Origin of the sequence: Halomonas lysinitropha (assembly GCF_902500215.1) — a bacterium.
GTDB lineage: Bacteria > Pseudomonadota > Gammaproteobacteria > Pseudomonadales > Halomonadaceae > Halomonas > Halomonas lysinitropha.
Window position 1 is genome coordinate 89,522 of the sequence record NZ_CABVOU010000033.1, and the last position, 19,677, is coordinate 109,198.

19 protein-coding genes are annotated in these 19,677 nt (G+C 64.4%); 14 read left to right on the forward strand and 5 right to left on the reverse strand.

Annotated features, from left to right (window positions below):
- The first annotated feature begins 17 nt into the window (after positions 1-17).
- From HALO32_RS09470 to HALO32_RS09520, 11 genes are all read left to right on the forward strand, one after another.
- Complete coding sequence (locus HALO32_RS09470; RefSeq protein ID WP_151443566.1) at positions 18-2,267, forward strand: putative bifunctional diguanylate cyclase/phosphodiesterase; 2,250 nt, start codon at positions 18-20, stop codon at positions 2,265-2,267.
- Positions 2,268-2,638: 371 nt separating this feature from the next.
- Positions 2,639-2,875 (forward strand): 50S ribosomal protein L28, encoded by a 237-nt coding sequence (rpmB, locus tag HALO32_RS09475; RefSeq protein WP_151443567.1) that lies wholly within the window; start codon positions 2,639-2,641, stop codon positions 2,873-2,875.
- 26 nt (positions 2,876-2,901) lie between these two features.
- Positions 2,902-3,057 carry a 50S ribosomal protein L33 gene (gene rpmG, locus HALO32_RS09480; RefSeq protein ID WP_151443569.1) on the forward strand — a complete coding sequence of 52 codons (156 nt, stop codon included), beginning with the start codon at positions 2,902-2,904 and terminating at the stop codon, positions 3,055-3,057.
- Positions 3,058-3,151: 94 nt separating this feature from the next.
- Positions 3,152-3,976 (forward strand): bifunctional DNA-formamidopyrimidine glycosylase/DNA-(apurinic or apyrimidinic site) lyase, encoded by an 825-nt coding sequence (gene mutM / locus HALO32_RS09485; RefSeq protein WP_151443570.1) that lies wholly within the window; start codon positions 3,152-3,154, stop codon positions 3,974-3,976.
- 51 nt (positions 3,977-4,027) lie between these two features.
- Positions 4,028-5,224: a class I SAM-dependent rRNA methyltransferase gene (locus HALO32_RS09490; RefSeq protein WP_151443572.1), complete on the forward strand. Its 1,197-nt coding sequence runs from the start codon at positions 4,028-4,030 to the stop codon at positions 5,222-5,224.
- A gap of 6 nt (positions 5,225-5,230) precedes the next feature.
- Positions 5,231-5,566: a putative signal transducing protein gene (locus HALO32_RS09495; RefSeq protein WP_151443574.1), complete on the forward strand. Its 336-nt coding sequence runs from the start codon at positions 5,231-5,233 to the stop codon at positions 5,564-5,566.
- A gap of 1 nt (position 5,567) precedes the next feature.
- Entirely contained in the window at positions 5,568-6,008 is a 441-nt protein-coding gene (locus tag HALO32_RS09500; protein ID WP_151443576.1) for an acyl-CoA thioesterase, read from the forward strand.
- Positions 6,009-6,164: 156 nt separating this feature from the next.
- Positions 6,165-7,280, forward strand: a complete 1,116-nt coding sequence (ald, locus tag HALO32_RS09505; protein ID WP_151443578.1) for an alanine dehydrogenase — start codon at positions 6,165-6,167, stop codon at positions 7,278-7,280.
- A gap of 80 nt (positions 7,281-7,360) precedes the next feature.
- Positions 7,361-8,386 (forward strand): tryptophan--tRNA ligase, encoded by a 1,026-nt coding sequence (locus tag HALO32_RS09510; protein ID WP_151443580.1) that lies wholly within the window; start codon positions 7,361-7,363, stop codon positions 8,384-8,386.
- Between the two features lie 186 nt (positions 8,387-8,572).
- The gene (locus HALO32_RS09515; protein WP_151443582.1) at positions 8,573-9,781 is read left to right on the forward strand and encodes a YeeE/YedE family protein; all 1,209 of its coding nucleotides are present in this window, start codon (positions 8,573-8,575) and stop codon (positions 9,779-9,781) included.
- A gap of 133 nt (positions 9,782-9,914) precedes the next feature.
- Entirely contained in the window at positions 9,915-11,594 is a 1,680-nt protein-coding gene (locus HALO32_RS09520; RefSeq protein ID WP_151443584.1) for an NAD-dependent malic enzyme, read from the forward strand.
- A gap of 203 nt (positions 11,595-11,797) precedes the next feature.
- On the opposite strand, the gene acnA is transcribed toward HALO32_RS09520, so the two are convergent.
- On the reverse strand, positions 11,798-14,542 hold the full coding sequence (acnA, locus tag HALO32_RS09525) for an aconitate hydratase AcnA (protein WP_151443586.1): 2,745 nt from the start codon (positions 14,540-14,542) through the stop codon (positions 11,798-11,800).
- Between the two features lie 185 nt (positions 14,543-14,727).
- On the opposite strand from acnA, the gene HALO32_RS09530 reads away from it, so the two are divergent.
- Positions 14,728-14,937, forward strand: a complete 210-nt coding sequence (locus HALO32_RS09530; RefSeq protein WP_151443588.1) for a CPXCG motif-containing cysteine-rich protein — start codon at positions 14,728-14,730, stop codon at positions 14,935-14,937.
- Between the two features lie 56 nt (positions 14,938-14,993).
- Positions 14,994-15,944 (forward strand): thioredoxin-disulfide reductase, encoded by a 951-nt coding sequence (gene trxB, locus HALO32_RS09535; protein ID WP_151443590.1) that lies wholly within the window; start codon positions 14,994-14,996, stop codon positions 15,942-15,944.
- 243 nt (positions 15,945-16,187) lie between these two features.
- Here the strand turns inward: trxB and HALO32_RS09540 are convergent, their stop codons facing one another.
- Positions 16,188-16,433: a SlyX family protein gene (locus HALO32_RS09540; RefSeq protein ID WP_151443592.1), complete on the reverse strand. Its 246-nt coding sequence runs from the start codon at positions 16,431-16,433 to the stop codon at positions 16,188-16,190.
- 95 nt (positions 16,434-16,528) lie between these two features.
- On the opposite strand from HALO32_RS09540, the gene HALO32_RS18265 reads away from it, so the two are divergent.
- The gene (locus tag HALO32_RS18265) at positions 16,529-16,993 is read left to right on the forward strand and encodes a cold-shock protein (RefSeq protein WP_325063455.1); all 465 of its coding nucleotides are present in this window, start codon (positions 16,529-16,531) and stop codon (positions 16,991-16,993) included.
- Positions 16,994-17,072: 79 nt separating this feature from the next.
- On the opposite strand, the gene HALO32_RS09550 is transcribed toward HALO32_RS18265, so the two are convergent.
- The 3 genes from HALO32_RS09550 to dapD are packed head-to-tail and all read right to left on the reverse strand — an operon-like array spanning position 17,073 to position 19,651.
- Positions 17,073-17,459: a hypothetical protein gene (locus tag HALO32_RS09550; protein WP_151443593.1), complete on the reverse strand. Its 387-nt coding sequence runs from the start codon at positions 17,457-17,459 to the stop codon at positions 17,073-17,075.
- A gap of 7 nt (positions 17,460-17,466) precedes the next feature.
- Positions 17,467-18,639: a succinyl-diaminopimelate desuccinylase gene (gene dapE, locus HALO32_RS09555; RefSeq protein WP_151443595.1), complete on the reverse strand. Its 1,173-nt coding sequence runs from the start codon at positions 18,637-18,639 to the stop codon at positions 17,467-17,469.
- A complete protein-coding gene (gene dapD / locus HALO32_RS09560; RefSeq protein ID WP_151443597.1) occupies positions 18,626-19,651 on the reverse strand; it encodes a 2,3,4,5-tetrahydropyridine-2,6-dicarboxylate N-succinyltransferase in 1,026 nt (341 codons plus the stop codon). The genes dapE and dapD overlap by 14 nt, the downstream gene beginning before the upstream one ends.
- Between the last annotated feature and the right edge of the window lie 26 nt (positions 19,652-19,677).

Consider the following 19,677-nt stretch of genomic DNA (forward strand, 5'->3'; position numbering starts at 1 on the left):
GTCCAAAGGAGACTAGAGTGGACAATAACAACCAACCTCTTTCACCGAGGGCCTTGCGGGAAGCGGCTCACCGTCGCCTGCGTCAAGGCTTGACAGATGTTTCCAGCTCTACCGTGACGTGTATCCAATCCCTGGTATCCGAGCTGGAGCTGCACCAGGAAGAGCTGCGAATCCAGAACGAGGAGCTGCAACAGGCACGGGACCGGTTGGAAATCGCCCGGGAAATCGCGCAGACCCGCTATCGAGACCTGTTTGAGCGAGCACCGATGGGCTATCTCCTCCTGGATGCCAAAGGGTGCATCCAAGAGGCCAATCGGGCCGCCAACGCCCTGTTCGCCCCGGGAACCGATCTGGTGGGCCATGACCTGTTCGCGTTCGTGGCCGCTGACTCCCAGGACGCGCTACATCTCCACCGCCGCGCACTCGCCACCAAGGAGACTTCTCAGGCCGTCGATCTGACACTGGCAGGGGATGAAAACGCCCCGCGCATGGTGCGGATGGAGAGCGTGGTGGAACCCGCTGCGGAGTCTGGTACTGCTCGGTTCCGCTGCGCCGTGATGGATATCACGGAGCGACGACAGACGGAAGACCAGCTCAGAATCGCTGTCCGTGTGTCTGAGGATACCGGAGATGCCATCGTCGTGATGGACTCTGCCGGCCGTATCCAGTCCGTCAACAAGGCCTACATCCGGATTACCGGTTGTGTTGAAAAGGATGTTCTGGGAACGAGCCTAAACAGCCTCATCAAAACGGATCGCCACGGTCAAGCCTCATACAAAGATATCTGGGAGCACCTCAACCAGCGGGGCTTCTGGCAAGGGGAGATATGGGGCCGCCGCAAGAGCGGCGAGGTATTCCCGGGATGGATGATCCTCAATCGCCTCGACGACGATCAGGGGCAACCTCGAAATTTAGTGGGTGTCTTCTCGGATATCAGTCAAATCAAGGACTCCCAGCGCAAGATCGAGTACCTCGCTAGCCACGATACCTTGACCGGCCTTCCCAACCGAAGCCTGTTCCAGGATCGAGCCCACCAGGCTTTTTCCCAGGCTCGCAGCAGCAAGAGGAAGATGGCCCTTATGATCCTGGATCTGGACCATTTCAAGGACATCAACGACACCCTTGGCCACGAGGTGGGAGATGCACTGCTGAGACAAGTGGCTGCCCAGCTTCGGAAGAGGGTGCGAGATGTGGACACGGTGGCGCGAATAGGCGGCGACGAATTTGCGGTGGTGTTCGCCGACTGTGATGTCCGGAAGACAGCGTTGTTCGCCCAGCACCTGATGGAGCGCCTCGCCGGCACTTTCGAGGTCAGAGGCAGTCACCTGCGCATCACCGCCAGCGCTGGCCTGGCCTTGTATCCTGAGGACGGGGATGACGTGGACACCCTATGCCAAGCGGCCGAAATTGCCATGTATCGCGCCAAGGAGAGCGGTCGTAATCGGTTGCGATTATATGAATTGGGGCTTTATGAGCGCCTCCGTGAAGACCGAGCGCTCGAGGAGGCGCTGCGCAGGGCCCTCACTCACCAAGAGCTGCGCCTGATGTATCAGCCCCAGTTCGACGCACGCGATCCCGATCGGCTCGTGGGGGCCGAGGCCCTGCTGCGCTGGGAGAACCCCGAGAAGGGGACGATCAGCCCGGCGCGGTTTATCCCGATCGCCGAGAAATCTGACCTGATCACGGAGTTGAGCCAGCGGGTGGTGGCACTCCTGTGCGAGCAGCTGGGCGCCTGGCGGGCCGTCGGACTCTTTTCGCCCCCCATCTCCTTCAATGTCTCGCCCAAGGACTTCCGAGGGGAGGGGGTCGCCTCGGGGCTGTTCAGGTCCATGGCCCGGCATGACGTCACTGCGGACCAGCTTCAGATCGAATTCACCGAAAGTGCACTTATTGAGCACTCCGACATCGTCAACCAGGAGATCCATAGGCTTAATGCGGAGGGAATCGAGCTGGCCATTGACGATTTCGGGACCGGCCACTCCTCGCTGGTCAATCTCAAGCGGTTTCCCCTGGCCGAGCTCAAAATCGATAAATCCTTCGTGGACGGCCTGTGCGACAACGAGCGCGACGAGGCCATCGTCCGGGCCAGCCTCGCCATGGCCCAAGCATTCGGGCTGAGGACCGTGGCCGAGGGCGTCGAGAGCCAGCAGCAGTTGGCCTGGCTGCAGGAACATGGCTGTGACCGTATCCAGGGGTTTCTTCTCGCTCGTCCCCTGGAAGCCAGCTCCTTTCAGGCCATGCTTCGTGATATCCAAAATGCGACATAGGGGACAGGCCTCCCGTCAAATGGATAGTTCTCTTCCATGAACGAGACAGGTAGCAGGCTGTAGCACTTTACCGGTCGCTTCGCTATAATGCTTTCCCGGCTGCGCTCGGTTCCCTTGGGTAAACGTCCCGGGATTCAGGGTCGCAAGCATGCTTTCCGCTATCGGTTGGCCACATCGCACTACGCCCCGTTGCGGCGACACCTTATGCCCTTGCTGGATCCCCGTTCCGTGCTTGCCCGGCGTGGCGGTCTCTGGTATAAAGTGCAGCCTTTGAATTCCCTTGGGTCAAATAACAACGGGGTCGTCCCGGTTTGCCCGACAGGTTTTGAACACTCAGGTCTAAACACCTGGCCAAGCGGTTGGAGGCTCTCATGTCCAAAGTATGTCAGGTTACCGGCAAGCGCCCGGTGACTGGTAACAACGTTTCACACTCCCAGCGCAAGACGCGTCGTCGTTTCGTGCCGAACCTGCATTCCCATCGTTTCTGGGTGGAGTCCGAGAATCGCTTCGTCAAGCTGCGCGTCTCCTCCAAGGGCATGCGCGTCATCGACAAGAAGGGCATCGAGGCCGTTCTCGGCGACATCCGCAAGCGCGGCGAAGCCGTTTAAGCGATTTATCACGGGAGATAACCGTCATGCGCGACAAGATCAGAATGTTATCCAGTGCCGGTACCGGCCACTTCTACACCACCGACAAGAACAAGCGGAACACGCCGGACAAGCTCGAGAAGAAGATGTTCGACCCGGTCGTCCGCAAGCATGTGATGTACAAGGAAGGCAAGATCAAGTAGTACTTGGTCGCTTCCGCCGCAGGCACGAGCCTGTCAGCCTGAACCCGGCCCGATGGTCGGGTTCTTGCGTATCGTTGTCCCGCCGGACCTAGCCATGCCCGAGTTGCCCGAAGTCGAGACTACCCGCCGCGGCATTGCTCCTCACGTGGAAGGTCGCGAGATCGTCGAAGTGATCGTGCGCCAGGCGAGTCTGCGCGTGCCGGTGCCTGAGGATCTCGTCGAGAGGCTGATCGGCGCGCGCATCGGCGAACTCGCCCGGCGAGCCAAGTACCTGCTGGTGCCGCTCGAGGGCGAGGCGCCGGGGACCCTGCTCTGGCACCTGGGCATGTCCGGCAGCCTGCGCATGGCCCGCCTGGGCGAGCTGCCGAAGAAGCACGACCATCTCGACCTGGTGCTCGATGACGGCGCCATCTTGCGCTACCACGATCCGCGCCGCTTCGGCTTCGTCGACTGGCTGGCCGGCAGCGCGGCGCAGGATTCGCGCCTGGCCCGGCTGGGGCCGGAGCCGCTCTCCGAGGCCTTCGATGGCGAACGCCTCTTCACGCGCTCCCGCGGCCGCCGCCTGGCGGTGAAGCCCTTCCTCATGGACAACGCCGTGGTGGTGGGGGTGGGGAACATCTATGCCGCCGAGGCCCTGTTTCTGGCCGGTATCGACCCGCGCCGCTCCGCTGGGCGCATCTCCCGGGAGCGCTATGAGCGGCTCGCGGCGGCGGTGCGCGAGGTGCTGGCCGCTGCCATCACTCAGGGCGGTACCACTCTGCGGGATTTCGTCGGCGGCACCGGCGAGCCCGGCTACTTCAAGCAGCGGCTCAACGTCTATGGCCGCGATGGCCAACCCTGCCGACGCTGCGGCGCCGAGTTGCGCTTGGTGACCCTGGGCCAGCGAGCCAGTGTGTTCTGCGGCCACTGCCAGACCTGACGACGGCGCTGCGGCGCCGACGTTTCCTCCTCTTTCCCACGAGATGCTCCCATGACCGCACTTCGCTCACTGCGTTTGAAGAAGAACGCCGACCGTCGCCTCAAGGCCGGCCATCTTTGGCTCTATTCCAACGAGATCGACATCCAGGCCACGCCGATCAAGGAGATCGAGCCCGGCGCGCAGGTGGTGGTCGAGGCCGCCAATGGCAAGGCCATGGGGGTCGCCTATGTCAATCCGCACTCGCTGATCTGCGCCCGCATGGTGTCTCGTGACCCGGCGCAGGGGCTCGATCGCTCGCTGCTGGTGCACCGCCTCAACCAGGCGCTGGCGCTGCGCCAAGGCCTCTTCGACCAGCCCTTCTACCGCCTGGTGCATGGTGAAGGCGACTTGCTGCCGGGGCTGGTCATCGACCGCTTCGGCGACGTGCTGGTCGTGCAGCTCAATACCGCCGGCATGCAGGCCGTGCTGCCCGAACTGCTCGACGCCCTGGACAAGGTGATGTCGCCGTCGGCGGTAGTGCTGCGCAACGACACCAGCGGGAGACGCCAGGAAGGTCTCGAGGCTGGCGTCGAGGTCGTGAAGGGGGAATTGCCTGACCAGGTGCTGCTGGAGGAGAACGGCGTCAAGTTTGCTGCTCCCGTACTCGACGGCCAGAAGACCGGCTGGTTCTTCGATCATCGCGCCAACCGCGCCTGGCTCAATGGTCTGGTGGCCGGCAAGCGCGTGCTGGACCTGTTCAGCTATGTGGGTGGCTGGGGCGTGCAGGCCGCGGCCAACGGGGCTCGAGAGGTGCTCTGCGTGGATTCTTCCGGTCCGGCCCTGGAACGGGTCACCGAGAATGCGGCTCTGAACGGGCTTCATGAGCAGGTGACGGTAGGCGAGGGCGATGCCTTCGAGGTCCTGGCGGCCCTCAAGGCCGAGGGGGAGGAGTTCGACGTGGTGATCCTCGACCCGCCCGCCTTTATCCGCAAGCGTAAGGACATTCCCAGCGGTGAGCGAGCCTACGGCAAGCTCAACCGCGAGGCGATGCGCCTGCTGGGGCGTGACGGCCTGCTGCTCTCGGCCTCCTGTTCCATGCACCTGGCCCCGGAGCGTCTGGTGGACGTGGTACGCGGGGCGGTGCGTCATCAGGATCGTCAGGGACAGATCCTTTTCCAGGGCCACCAGGGGGCGGACCACCCGATCCATCCGGCGATTCCCGAGACCGCCTACCTCAAGGCCCTGGGCGTTCGGGTCTTCCGGGACTGATTCCCGATGGTCCCTGGCTACATTCGTGCCTTTGCCCACTCCAATGCGCTGCTGGTCAGCCACGTACACAATGTGCTGACGGCGGCCGGCATTCCCGCGGAGCTGCGCAATATGACCCTGGGGGGTGGCGCCGGTGAGCTGCCGCTGGGAGAGTGTGAGCCGGAGGTATGGGTGGCGCCCCATAACCACGAACGGGCCGAGGCCCTTATCCACCAGACCCTGGAAGGAACGAGCGAGCGCCCGGCATGGACCTGTCCTGGCTGCCGGGAGCGCCTGGAGGGCGTCTTCGATACCTGCTGGAACTGCGGTACGAACCGTCCCCTGGGCCATAAGGAGTCGTGAGATGGAATGGGACTTGCCCCAGCCTTTCGTCATCGAGATCGTCGTCGCTCCCTCGGCCATCGACGAGTACGAGCACGCCAACAACGCCGAGTACCTGAGGTGGATCGAGCAGGTCAGCTGGGCCCACTCCGAGTCGCTGGGCCTTTCTCTTGCGCGTTACCGTGAGCTGGACCGCGGCATGGCGGTACATCGCCACGAGCTTGACTACCTGGCGCCGGCCTTCGAAGGGGATCGACTCCGGTTGGCCACCTGGATCATCGACCTTGAAGGCCGCCTGACCCTGACGCGTCGTTTTCAGCTGTTGCGTCCCGCCGATGGCCGAACCCTGCTTCGCGCACGCACCCGTTTCGCCTGCATCGAGCTTTCCAGCGGCCGCCCGCGGCGCCTGCCCGATGAGTACCGCAGGATCTATGGCGAGGCCGCGGTTGCGGACACCCCCTGAATTTCTGTTTACCTTCCGTCTTGAAAAGAAAAAGATCGGCGTATGGTGGTTTAGGCGATAATTTCTTCTGTTCTTTCATCTGGAATCTGTGTGAATGTCCTCGCTATGCTGTAATGGACAGGAAGCCCATCCAGTGACAGCTCCCAGGAGAAGCCCATGCAGATTGCCGTGCCCAAGGAAATCAAGAACCACGAGTACCGTGTCGCCCTGACGCCCACCGGGGCCAGGGAACTGGTCCGCCGCGGTCATACGGTCACGGTACAGGCCGGCGCCGGTGAAGGTGCCGGTTTTGCCGATGCCGCCTTTGAAGCCGCCGGGGCGCGTCTCGAGGCCGACGTGGCCAAGCTCTGGGACGACGCCGAGCTGATCCTGAAGGTCAAGGAGCCCCAGGCCGAGGAAGTTGCGCGTCTCAAGGCAGGCCAGACGCTCTTCACCTACCTGCATCTGGCCGCCGAGGAGAAGCTCACCCGCGGCCTGATGGCGAGCGGCGCCACCTGTATCGCCTACGAGACCATCACCGACCGCCAGGGTGGCCTGCCGCTGCTCGCGCCGATGAGCACCGTGGCAGGCCGCATGGCCATCCAGGCCGGCGCCCACAGCCTGGAGAAGGCCCAGGGCGGCTCAGGTGTGCTGCTGCCCGGGGTGCCGGGGGTGGCACCGGCCAGGGTGGCCGTGATCGGCGGCGGCGTGGTGGGCGAGAATGCCGCCCGCATGGCACTGGGCCTGGGCGCCGAGGTAACGGTGCTCGACAAGTCGATTCCGCGCCTCGAGACCCTGGACGATCGCTACCAGGGCCGCATGAAGACCGTGTTCTCCACCGCCGATGCCATCGACGAGGCGGTGCGCGAGTGCGACCTGATCGTCGGCGCCGTGCTGATTCCGGGGGCCGCCGCGCCCAAGCTGATCACCCGGGAGATGCTCGCCGAGATGAAAGCCGGCAGCGTGCTGGTGGACGTGGCCATCGATCAGGGCGGCTGCTTCGAGACTAGCCGGGCCACTACCCACACCGACCCGACCTATATCGTGGATGGGATCGTGCACTACTGTGTGGCCAACATGCCTGGCGCCGTGGCGCGCACATCCACCCAGGCGCTGATCAACGCCACCCTGCCATTCGTCATTGCGCTCGCCGACAAGGGCTGGCAGCAGGCGCTGGCCGACGACGCCCACTTCGCCGCCGGCCTCAACGTTCACGATGGGCAGGTGACCTATCAGGCGGTGGCCGAGGCCTTCGGACTGGAATATGTCGAGCCTGCCGGCATGTTGCGCTGAAGGTGCGGGCCCCGGTCGCCTTGATCGGGGCCTCGCGTTACCATAGCGGCCATTTCCGAACAGCAGAGTCCGCTTACCCCATGAGTGCAGCTTCCGAGAAGACCCGGGTTCTTACCGGCATCACCACCACCGGCACCCCCCATCTGGGCAACTACGTGGGGGCGATCAAGCCCGCCATCGCCGCGAGCCAGGACCCGAACGTCCAGTCCTACTATTTCCTGGCCGATCTGCATGCGCTGATCAAGTGTCAGGACCCTCGCCGGGTGCAGGAGTCGCGCCTGGAGATCGCCGCCACCTGGCTGGCGCTGGGTCTGGATACCGACAACGCCATCTTCTATCGCCAGTCGGACGTGCCGGAGATCCCCGAGCTCACCTGGCTGCTCTCCTGCGTCTGCGCCAAGGGGCTGATGAACCGTGCCCATGCCTACAAGGCGGCGGTGGCCGAGAATGAGGCTGCCGGCAACCAGGATCCGGACAAGGGCATCTCCATGGGGTTGTTCGGCTACCCGGTGCTGATGGCTGCCGACATCCTGATGTTCAACGCCAACAAGGTGCCGGTGGGTCGCGACCAGATCCAGCACATCGAGATGGCCCGCGACATCGCCGGGCGCTTCAACCACCTCTACAAGGGGCAGTACTTCACCCTGCCCGATGCCGTGGTGGACGAGCGGGTGGAGGTCCTGGGCGGACTGGATGGCCGCAAGATGTCCAAGAGCTACAACAATACCATCCCGCTGTTTGTCTCGGAGAAGAAGCTGCTGAAGCTGGTCCGCAAGATCAAGACCAACTCCCTGGAGCCCGGCGAACCCAAGGACCCGTCGACCTGTACCCTCTTCCAGATCTACTCGGCCTTCGCCACGGCCGAAGAGACCGGGGCCATGCGCACCGAGTACGCCAACGGCATCGGCTGGGGCGAGGCCAAGAACCGGCTCTTCGAGCTGCTTAACGAACAGCTGCGCGAACCCCGCGAGCGCTACCAGGCGCTGATGGAGGACCCCGGCCACATCGAGCAGGTGCTGACCAAGGGGGCCGAGCGGGCCCGTGCCGAGGCGGTGCCCTTCATGGATCGCCTGCGCCAGGCAGCGGGGCTCGGACGCTTCGTCTGATGCATGGCCGTGCATATCGACAATACGGGCGCCTTCGGGCGCCCGTTGTCATTGCAGCAAGGGGGAGTGTTATTCTTTCTGATTATCGATAATTTGTTTTAAATACTTTTACGTGCTTTTCGAGAGTGGCTAGGATAGTCGACTTATCGGGCTTCATGCCCCTGATGATCGCGTAGAGAGCACACCATGAGTGAACTCGCCCTGACACAACGTTCCCGACTTTCCGTTTCCGCCGTGGCGGCCGGCGCTCTGCTGCTGGGCGCCCTGGTCGTGGGCGCCGCTTTCGGCGCTCGCGTAGGCGCCCTGATGGTGGTGGGCGGCCTGCTGGGCATGGTGCTCTACCATGCCGCCTTCGGCTTTACTTCCGCCTGGCGGGTCTTTATCACCGAGCGGCGTGGCCGCGGCCTGCGTGCCCAGATGGTGATGCTGGCCATTGCGGTGCTGCTGTTCTTCCCGGCGCTGGGTGCGGGTAGCCTCTTCGGCCAGTCGGTCTATGGTTTCGTGGCCCCGATCGGCGTCTCCGTAGTCGCCGGCGCCTTCCTGTTTGGTCTCGGCATGCAGCTCGGCGGCGGCTGCGCCTCGGGTACCCTGTTCACCGCCGGCGGTGGCAACGCCCGCATGCTGATTACCCTGCTGTTCTTCATCGTCGGCTCGCTGATCGGTACCGCCCACTTCAGCTGGTGGCAGAGCCTGCCCGCCTTCCAGCCGGTATCGCTGGTCAAGACCGCCGGGACTGGAGGCGGGATCGCCATCAGCCTGGTACTTTTCGCCGCCATTGCCGCCTTCACCATAGGGATGGAGAAGCGTCGTCATGGCGAGTTGGAGCGGGCTCCGACGGTCGATGCCGGCAACCGTCGCTGGCTGACCGGCCCCTGGCCTTTGCTGGCGGGGGCCGTGGGCCTGGCCCTGCTCAACTTCGCCACCCTGGCACTGGCCGGCCGCCCCTGGGGCATCACCTCCGCTTTCGCCCTATGGGGCGCCAAGGGTTTCGAGGCGCTCGGTGGCGACGTCAGCCAGTGGGGCTACTGGCAGTCATCGTGGAATGCGGCTGCCCTGGAGGCCACCCTCTGGCGCGACATTACCAGCGTGATGAACATCGGCATCCTGCTAGGGGCGCTGCTGGCGGCGTCGCTGGCCGGCAAGTTCGCCCCCAACTTTCGTATTCCGGCCAGATCGGTGCTGGCGGCGATAATAGGCGGCCTGATGCTCGGCTACGGGGCTCGCCTGGCCTTTGGCTGCAATATCGGCGCCTACTTCAGCGGCATTGCCTCCGGCAGCCTGCATGGCTGGGTATGGCTGGTGGCCGCCTTTGCCGGCAATATGCTCGGAGTGAAGCTGCGTCCCTTCTTTTTCGAAGGGAAGCCAACCCGTCCTCCCGTCGCGAAAGGCTGCTGAGCCAGGTACCCGCCAGCAGCGTTGACGCCCCGGCCCCAGCCCGGGGCGTCGTTTTTTGCCGCGTGCTAGAGTTGATGGCAAGGCGTCGACAGAGCGCCAACGGCCCGTCCCAGTCACCGTATCGAGGCGAGAGATGACCATCGACCAGAAGCGTCCCCTCTACATCCCCTATGCCGGCCCGCCGCTGCTCGAGATGCCGCTGCTCAACAAGGGTAGTGCTTTCACCCGCGAAGAACGCCTGGAATTCAACCTGATCGGCCTGCTGCCCCAGAATGTGGAGACCATCGAGGAGCAGGTGGAACGGGCCTATCGACAGTACAGCCAATGCCAGAACGATCTGGACAAGCACATCTATTTGCGCGCCATCCAGGATGACAACGAGACCCTCTACTACCGGCTGGTCACTGAGCATCTCCAGGAGATGCTGCCGATCATCTATACCCCCACGGTCGGCAAGGCGTGCGAGGAGTTCTCCAACATCTATCGCAATCACCGAGGCCTGTTCATCGCCTATCCGGACCGCGACCACATGGATGACATCCTGCGCAGCTCCACCAAGGACAAGGTCAAGGTGATCGTGGTCACCGACGGCGAACGTATCCTGGGGCTCGGCGACCAGGGCATCGGCGGCATGGGGATCCCCATCGGCAAGTTGGCGCTCTACACCGCCTGCGGCGGTATCAGCCCGGCCTATACTCAGCCGATCATGCTCGACGTGGGCACCAACAACCAGGCGCTGCTCGACGACCCCATGTACATGGGGTGGCGCCACCGCCGGGTATCCCAGGAGGAGTACGATGCCTTCATGGCGGAATTTATCGCCGCGGTGAAGCGCCGTTGGCCGGGTGTATTACTGCAGTTCGAAGACTTTGCACAGGCCAATGCCCTGCCGCTGCTCGATCGCTATCGCAACGAGCTCTGCTGTTTCAATGACGATGTTCAGGGAACGGCTTCGGTGGTAGTCGGGACCCTGATGGCGGCCTGCCAGGCCCGTGAACAGGGCATCGGACAACAGCGAGTGGTGTTCGTCGGGGCGGGTTCCGCCGGTTGTGGCATCGCGGAGCAGGTGGTGGTGGCCATGCAGGCGGAGGGCCTGACGGAAAGAGAAGCGCGTTCGCGTATCTACATGGTTGACCGCGAGGGGTTGGTCACCTCCGAACAGGCCTGGCTTCGCGACTTCCAGGGCCGGCTGGCCCACGATCCCGAGCTGGTGGTCGGTTGGGACGGCCAGGCGCTGCTCGAGGTGATGCGACGGGTCGAGCCCACCGTGTTGATCGGGGTCTGCGGCATGCCGGGTATCTTCACCGAGAAGGTAGTGCGCGCGATGCATGCCGGCTGCGAAATGCCGCTGATCATGCCGCTCTCCAATCCCACGTCCCGCGCCGAGGCGGTGCCGGAGGACGTTATCCGCTGGACCGATGGTGCGGCTCTGGTGGCCACTGGTAGTCCTTTCCCACCGGTGGAGTATGGCGGCCGCAGCATTCCTATCGCCCAGTGCAACAACGCCTACATTTTCCCGGGGATCGGTCTTGGCGTGGTAGCGTCGGCGGCAAAGCGTGTCACCGATGCCATGCTGATGGCCTCGTCCCGGGCGCTGGCCCGTGAGGCGCCGCTGGTCAAGCACGGGGAGGGTGCGCTGCTCCCGCCGCTCTCTCATATCCGTGAACTCTCCAAGGCGATCGCCTTCGACGTGGCCGCCCAGGCCCAAGGCGAGGGCGTGGCACTGAAGACCAACGGCATCAAGTTGCGCGAGGCCATCGAGCGCAGCTGCTGGTCGCCGGCGTATCGGCGCTATCGCCGCCGTTCGTTCTAAGCGACGAGCAACGAGCAGTAGTATTTTCTTGTCCGGAGCCCGAACCCAAGAAGGCCCCGCCGAGCTACCCGGCGGGGCCTTTGCTCCTTGTGGCTTATGCAATACTCAGTTCAAGTAGGCCGGATAAGCCGAAGGCGCATCCGGCGTAGTCGCCCGGTGCGCTGGCGCTTACCGGGCCTAGGTGGCTGGTCAGGCCGACCCGCCTAGGCGGCCCCAATCATCTTGCGCAGCACGTAGTGGAGGATACCGCCGTGGCGGTAGTACTCCAGCTCGTTGGCGGTGTCGATGCGACACAGCGTCTCGAGCTTCTTCTCGCCCTTGTCGGAGGCGATGGTCACCTTGACCTTGCCGCCTGGGGTGAGCTCTCTGAGCCCTTCGATGGAGACCGTCTCGTCGCCGGTCAGGCCCAGGGATGTGCGACTCTCGCCTTCCGGGAACTGCAGCGGGACCACGCCCATGCCGATCAGGTTGGAACGGTGGATGCGCTCATAGGACTCGGCCAGTACCGCGCGCACGCCGAGCAGGCGCGTGCCCTTGGCGGCCCAGTCGCGGCTGGAGCCGGTGCCATACTCCTTGCCGGCGATCACCACCAGCGGCGTCCCCTCTTCCTGATACGTCATGGCGGCGTCGTAGATCGCCATCTGCTCGCCTGAGGGTACGTGACGGGTCTCGCCACCGATCACGCCATCCAGCATCTCGTTCTGGATACGCACGTTGGCAAAGGTGCCGCGCATCATCACCTCATGATTGCCGCGGCGTGAGCCATAGGAGTTGAAGTCCACCGGTTTGATGCCGCGTTCCTGCAGGTAGCGTCCGGCGGGGCTATCGGGCTTGATGGCACCGGCCGGTGATATATGGTCGGTGGTGACCGAGTCGCCGAGCAGGGCGAGGATACGGGCGCCCTTGACGTCCTCGATGGCGTCAGGCTCACGGCCCATGCCTTCGAAGAAGGGCGGGTGCTGGATGTAGGTGGAATCCTTCGACCACTGATAGACCTGGCTTTCGGGCACCTTGAGCGACTTCCAGGTCTCGTCGCCGTCGAACACCTCGGCATATTCCTTGCGGAACATCTCGGTGTTGACCTTTTCCACGGCCTCGGCGATTTCCGCCTGGCTGGGCCAGATGTCCTTGAGGTAGACAGGGTTGTCGTGGGAATCCGTGCCCAGCGGGTCTTGGGTCAGGTCGAGCTGGACGTTGCCCGCCAGGGCATAGGCCACCACCAGTGGCGGCGAGGCCAGCCAGTTGGTCTTGACCAGTGGGTGAATGCGCCCCTCGAAGTTGCGGTTGCCCGATAGCACCGAGGCCACGGTGAGGTCACCGTCCTCGACGGCTTTCTCGATGGGCTCCGGCAGCGGCCCAGAGTTGCCGATGCAGGTGGTGCAGCCGTAGCCCACCAGGTTGAAGCCCAGAGCGTCGAGATCGTCGTTGACGCCGCCGGCCTCGAGATAATCCGTTACCACCTTGGAGCCAGGAGCCAGTGAGGTCTTCACCCAAGGCTTGGTCTTGAGGCCCTTGGCCAGGGCGTTGCGCGCCAGCAGCCCGGCCGCCATCATCACGCTGGGGTTGGAGGTATTGGTGCAGGAGGTGATGGCGGCAATCACTACTGCCCCCGGATTGAGCTTGAAGGCCTCGCCCTTGAATTCCACCTCCTGGCTGTCGTGGTGCTCGTAGCTCTCCTCGACGCCCACGGCCGTCTGGCCACCTTCGGAAAACAGGCGGCCCTTGTCGGTCTCGGGAAGCTTGTCGCCGTTTTCGTTCATCAGCTTGGCGAAGGTCGCCTTCATGTCCTTGAGCGCCACCCGGTCCTGGGGCCGCTTGGGGCCGGCCAGGCTGGCCTCCACCTCGGTCATGTCCAGCGCCAGGGTATCGCTGAAGATCGGCTCATCGGCGGGCTGGCGCCACAGGCCCTGGGCCTTGCTGTAGGCCTCCACCAGGGCGATCTGGGCATCCTCGCGGCCGGTCAGGCGCAAGTAGGTCAGCGTTTCGTCGTCTACCGGGAAGAAGCCGCAGGTAGCGCCATACTCCGGGGCCATGTTGGCGATGGTGGCGCGGTCAGCTACCGGCAGGTCCTTGAGGCCATCGCCGTAGAACTCGACGAACTTGCCCACCACGCCCTTCTTGCGCAGCATCTCGGTGACCGTCAGCACGAGGTCGGTGGCGGTGATGCCCTCGCGCAGCTTGCCGGTGAGCTTGAAGCCCACCACCTCGGGAATCAGCATCGAAACCGGCTGGCCGAGCATGGCCGCCTCGGCCTCGATCCCCCCGACGCCCCAGCCCAGCACGCCCAGGCCGTTGATCATGGTGGTGTGAGAGTCGGTTCCCACCAGGGTGTCCGGGTAGGCCAGCGTCCGGCCGTCCTGCTCCTTGGTCCAGACGGTCTTGCCCAGGTACTCGAGATTGACCTGATGGCAGATGCCGGTGCCCGGCGGCACCACGCGGAAATTGTCGAAGGCGTCCTGACCCCAGCGCAGGAATTCGTAGCGTTCGCGGTTGCGGTCCATCTCGATGGCCACATTGTCCTTGAACGCCGAGGGATTACCGAACTTGTCGACCATCACCGAGTGGTCGATGACCAGGTCCACCGGCGACAACGGGTTGATTCGAGCCGGGTCCTCGCCGAGGGATTCCACCGCGGCGCGCATGGAGGCCAGGTCGACGACCCCGGGCACGCCGGTGAAATCCTGCATCAGCACCCGCGCCGGGCGATAGCCGATCTCCCGGTCGGAGTGGCCTTGCTGCTGCCAGTCGACCAGCGCCTGCATGTCCTCGCGGGCGACGCTCTCGTCATCGGCGAAGCGCAACTGGTTTTCCAGCAGGATCTTCAAGGTCTTGGGCAGGCGGTCGATGTTGCCCAGGGCGTCGGCGGCCTTCTCCAGGCTGTGGAAGTGATAGGTCGTGCCGCCGGCGTCCAGCGTCTGCAGGGTATCCGGTGTGGACTCGTTGCTCATGCTGTCTGTCCTCCTTTCGCATCGCGGGGAGTGAGGGCACCATCCTGGCACCTTGGTGGTTACATGGTCATGATAGATGGCCTTTTCAAGCGTTGCCTGGAGCGGATGCTATTCGAGCTCCCTTGAAATGCCGACCTTGCCCCCTCATATTGCTGCACTACGGTACGAGGGTTCCAGGAGGCCGGATGCACGAGGAACAGCTGACGTCGCGTCGTGTGCACTGCCCCTACTGCGATGCGCCCTTCGATCTGCTGGTCGACACCACTCAAGGCAGTCAGCTCACCTGGGAGGACTGCCACATCTGCTGTGCGCCGATCCAGGTTCGAATCGAGGTCGACCTGGAGGATGTGAACGCCTTTCAGGTGACGCTGGGGCGCGACGATGAAGTGCTGTAGATTCTCCCGCCGGGCGTCGCCCGACCGATTCAACCCGATTCACTATGAGGTCCTCCATGAGCGCTGCGCGTCACGAACGCTTGATCATCCTGGGCTCCGGCCCTGCCGGCTACACCGCAGCCGTCTACGCCGCCCGGGCCAACTTGAAGCCGCTGTTGATCACTGGCATCCAGGCTGGCGGCCAGCTGACCACTACCACCGATGTGGATAACTGGCCGGGGGATGATGCCGGCGTCCAGGGGCCCGAGCTGATGGAGCGCATGAAGCGACATGCCGAGCGCTTCGACACCGAGGTGCTCTTCGACCATGTTCAAGAGGTGGACTTGCGCGAGCGTCCCTTCACGCTGAAGGGCGACGGCGGAACCTACACCTGTGACGCCCTGATTATCGCTACCGGGGCGAGTGCTCGCTATCTGGGCCTCGAATCGGAGCAGAAGTTCATGGGGCAGGGAGTCTCGGCCTGTGCGACCTGCGACGGCTTCTTCTACCGTAATCAGGAAGTGGTCGTGGTGGGCGGCGGCAATACCGCCGTGGAGGAGGCCCTCTACCTCTCCAACATCGCCTCCAAGGTGACCCTGGTGCACCGCCGTGACAGCCTCCGCGCCGAGAAGATCCTTCAGGACAAGCTGTTCGAGAAAGCCGAGAACAGCAACGTGGTGCTGGAATGGAACCAGACCCTGGACGAGGTGCTGGGCGACAACAGCGGCGTGACCGGCGTGCGCCTCAAGTCCACCGAGACCGGCGAGACCCAAGAAATCCAGGCGCCCGGGCTCTTCATCGCCATCGGGCACAGTCCCAATACCGGCATCTTCGAGGGCCAGCTCGACATGGCCGGCGGCTATATCAAGGTCCAGTCCGGTCTCGGAGGCAATGCGACTGCCACCAGCGTACCGGGCGTGTTCGCTGCCGGCGACGTGATGGATCATGTCTACCGGCAGGCCGTGACCTCCGCCGGCACCGGCTGCATGGCCGCGCTGGATGCCGAGCGCTATCTGGACGAGCTCTGACAGCACCAAGTCGCAAGCGCCGAGCGCCAAGCTGACAAGTGCGGGCAGGGGTGTTTGTGCTGAAACAGAATTGACCCCGTTGGTTGTGAAAGCCAACGGGGTTAATTGTTGACGCAAGCCAGGCGTTAGCGATCATTCTGCGGCGCTCGGCGCTCGGCGCTCGGCGCTCGGCGCTCGGCGCTCGGCGCTCGGCGCTCGGCGCTCGGCGCTCGGCGCTCGGCGCTCGGCGCTCGGCGCTCGGCGCTAGTAGTGCGGCGGCACCTCGTCCTCTGGGCCTGGCGTCGCCGTGTCGTTTTCCTGCAGTGCCCGCTGTTGGTCGCGCAGTCTCTCCTGCATCAGCACGTTGAGCCGCTCGAGGTGTGACAGCCGCTTCTCCTGATTGGCCACGGCCACGTCGAGGGTGTCGAGCCAGTGCTCCTGATAGGCGATTCGGCTCTCCAGAGCCTCCAGGCGCCGTGCCAGCTCGGCAGGCGTCGAATCGGTGCTCATGGTAGAATCCCCTTGTCGAGTGTTGCCGTTCATCGTGGCACCTCCATCATGATGTGTTCCTTCCTTTCACCCCGACAAGAGAGTTCTACAGGTCCATGAATCGAAAGGTCGTGTTTCGTTGCAGTCTCATCAGCCTGCTGCTGGCCGCGCCGGCCCCGTTGTTGATTGCCCTGTTCGTCCATCTCACCGGTGGCGCACTGTCCCGTGAGTTGTTTTCCAGCCTCCAGGTTGGCGGCGTGGCCATGGTCTATTTCGCCGCCGTCGCCGCCGTCTTTCTGGTACTGCTGGTCGCTACCCTGGCGGTCAACGCCCTGACGCCCCAGCTGGTCAACCTGGCCGAGGTCGAGGACGATGATCGCGAGATCGGCGAGGTCAAGTGGTTCAACGTCAACAAGGGGTACGGCTTCATCACCCGTGACGACGGCGAGGATGTCTTCGTGCACTTCCGTGCCATACGTGGGCGAGGGCATCGTACTCTGGCCGAGGGCCAGAAAGTGCGCTATCACGTCATACAGAATGAGCGGGGGCTTCAGGCCGACGACGTCACCGTGATTACCTGAAGAACGGCCTGCACCAGGCGCATTTTTCGCGTTCTCCATGCACCGCGCCCCGCTTCTAGCGGGGCGCGGTCGTTCTGTCTCATTGCCCTGAGTCGGGCCAGTCGATCGGCTGCTCGCTGCCATCGGGCAATACCTGAAGGAAACGGTCCGGATCGTCGCCGGGCTGCCAGCCACCCAGCGAGCAACGCACCTCGCAGCCTAGCCGGGCGGCAGCTTCCTGAGCACATTCCGTGTCGGTCGCCCAGGGTGTCGCGGGACTGTCGAACCACAGGCTGGTGAAACCGTCGGCGGCCTTCTCCACCACCAGCACCGGTATTTCGTCGGCTGCGGCGCTGCCGAGGGTGTGCCACTTGCGCTTGCCCAGCGGCGACAGCGGCTCGGCGGCGATGGCCTGCTGGAGCCAGGCATCCACACGCGCGATGTCACAGTGCGCCAGGTAGATCTCGATATCAGGATAGGATTGCATGGGTGCCTCAGAGCTGGGCCGTGCCGTTGACGAAGAGTCTGGCGAGGATCGCCTCATAGATTCGGCTGAGGTCATCGAGGTCCGAGGCCAGTACCCGCTCGTTGACCTGGTGGATGGTGGCATTGCAGGGGCCGAGCTCGACCACCTGGCTGCCCAGCGTAGCGATGAAGCGCCCGTCAGATGTGCCGCCGGCGGTGGAGAGCTCTGGGCGGTGCCCCAGGGCATCCTCGACGCCATTGACGGCGGCCTCCACCAGTTCGCCCTCGGCAGTGAGGAAGGGTTCGCCATTGAGCGTCCAGTCCAGGTGATAGTCGAGGCCATGGGCATCCAGCAGTGCCTCGGTGCGCTGCCTGAGCTGCTCGTGGGTCACCTCGGTGGAGAAACGCAAGTTGAACACCACCTCGACCTCGCCGGGAATCACGTTGGTGGCGCCGGTCCCCGAACGGATATTGGAGACCTGGAAGCTGGTGGCGGGGAAGAAGGCGTTACCGGCGTCCCAGGGTTCTCGCGTCAGGGCGTCCAGCGCCGGCAGTGCCTGGTGAATGGGATTGCGCGCCAGATGCGGGTAGGCCACATGGCCCTGAATGCCCCGAATATGCAGCACCCCTCCCAGCGAGCCGCGACGACCGTTCTTGATCACGTCACCGAGTCGGTCGGTGGAGGAGGGCTCACCGACAATGCAGTAGTCGAGCCGGTCGTGGGACTCGCGCAGGTGCTCGACCACGGCCCGGGTCCCGTCGACCGCGGGCCCCTCCTCATCGGAGGTGATGAGGAAGCCTATGTGCCCGTGATGGTCCGGGTGGGCCGTCACGAAGCGTTCCACCGCGGTGACCATGGCCGCCAGGCTGCCCTTCATGTCGGCGGCCCCTCTGCCCCGCAGCATGCCCGCCCCATCGATGCACGGCTCGAAGGGCGGAAAGTCCCAGCGGGGCTGGGGGCCGCTGGGGACCACGTCTGTGTGGCCGGCGAAGGCCAGCAGCGGCCCATGGTGGCCGCGTGTCGCCCAGAAGTTTTCCACGTCGCCGAAGGGCAGACGCTCGACCCGGAAGCCGAGCGCCTCGAGTCGCTCGATCATCAGCGCCTGGCAGCCCAGGTCATCCGGTGTCACCGAGGGGCGCCGGATCAGCTCGAAGGCAAGCGCCAGGGTCGGGGAGAGCTCAGGCGGCTCAATTGTTGGCATGCAGTGCCTCGTTGAGCGCGATGGCGCTCTTGTTGGTGAGGCACTCGATGCGTCCGTTCTGCGAGTTGCGGCGCAGCAGCAAGTCGTTCTGGTCGGCCAGCTCGCGGGCGGCCACGGTTTCGACCTCCTGGCCCTGGTCATCGAGCAGGGTGACCTTGGCGCCGGCGGTGAGGTAGAGGCCGGCCTCCACGGTGCAGCGGTCCCCCAGCGGAATGCCGACACCGGCATTGGCGCCGATCAGGCAGCCCTCGCCTACCTTGATGACGATGTTTCCGCCACCGGAGAGGGTGCCCATGGTGGAGCAGCCGCCGCCGAGGTCCGAGCCCTTGCCGACCATCACGCCGGCGGAGATGCGGCCCTCGATCATGCCCGGCCCCTCGGTACCGGCGTTGAAGTTGACGAAGCCCTCGTGCATCACCGTGGTGCCCTCACCGAGATAGGCGCCCAGCCGCACCCGGGCGGTGTCACCGATGCGCACGCCGCTGGGGACCACGTAATCGGTCATCTTGGGGAACTTGTCGACACAGTCCACGGAGAGCGGGCGTCCCTCCAGGCGCGCCTTGAGGCGGCGGGCCGGTAGCTCCTCGATATCGATCGCCCCTTCACTGGTCCAGGCAATGTTGCGTAGCAGGCTGAACATGCCAGTGAGGTCCAGGCCGTGGGGCTTCACCAGGCGATGGGAGAGCAGGTGCAGCTTGAGGTAGACCTCCGGGGCACTCTGGGGCGGGGTATCCACGTTCAGGAACATGGCCACCAGCGGGCGCCGGCTCGCGGCCAGGGACTCGGCCAGTTCAGCCTGCTCCTCGTGGCCGGCGGCCTTCAGCGCGCCGGCCAGCTCGGCGCACTGCTCGGGCAGGAAGCTGATCGCGGCGTTGCCGTCGGGGGCGTCGAGTATCTTGGCGGCGGCGGCTACCAGACTGGCGTCAGGGTTGAGCAGTGGGGCCGGATAGTAGATCTCCAGCCAGTCGCCCTGGGTATTCTGGGTGCCGATTCCGAGTGCAAAGCTCAGCATGGGGATGGTGTCCTTTGGAAGGGTGG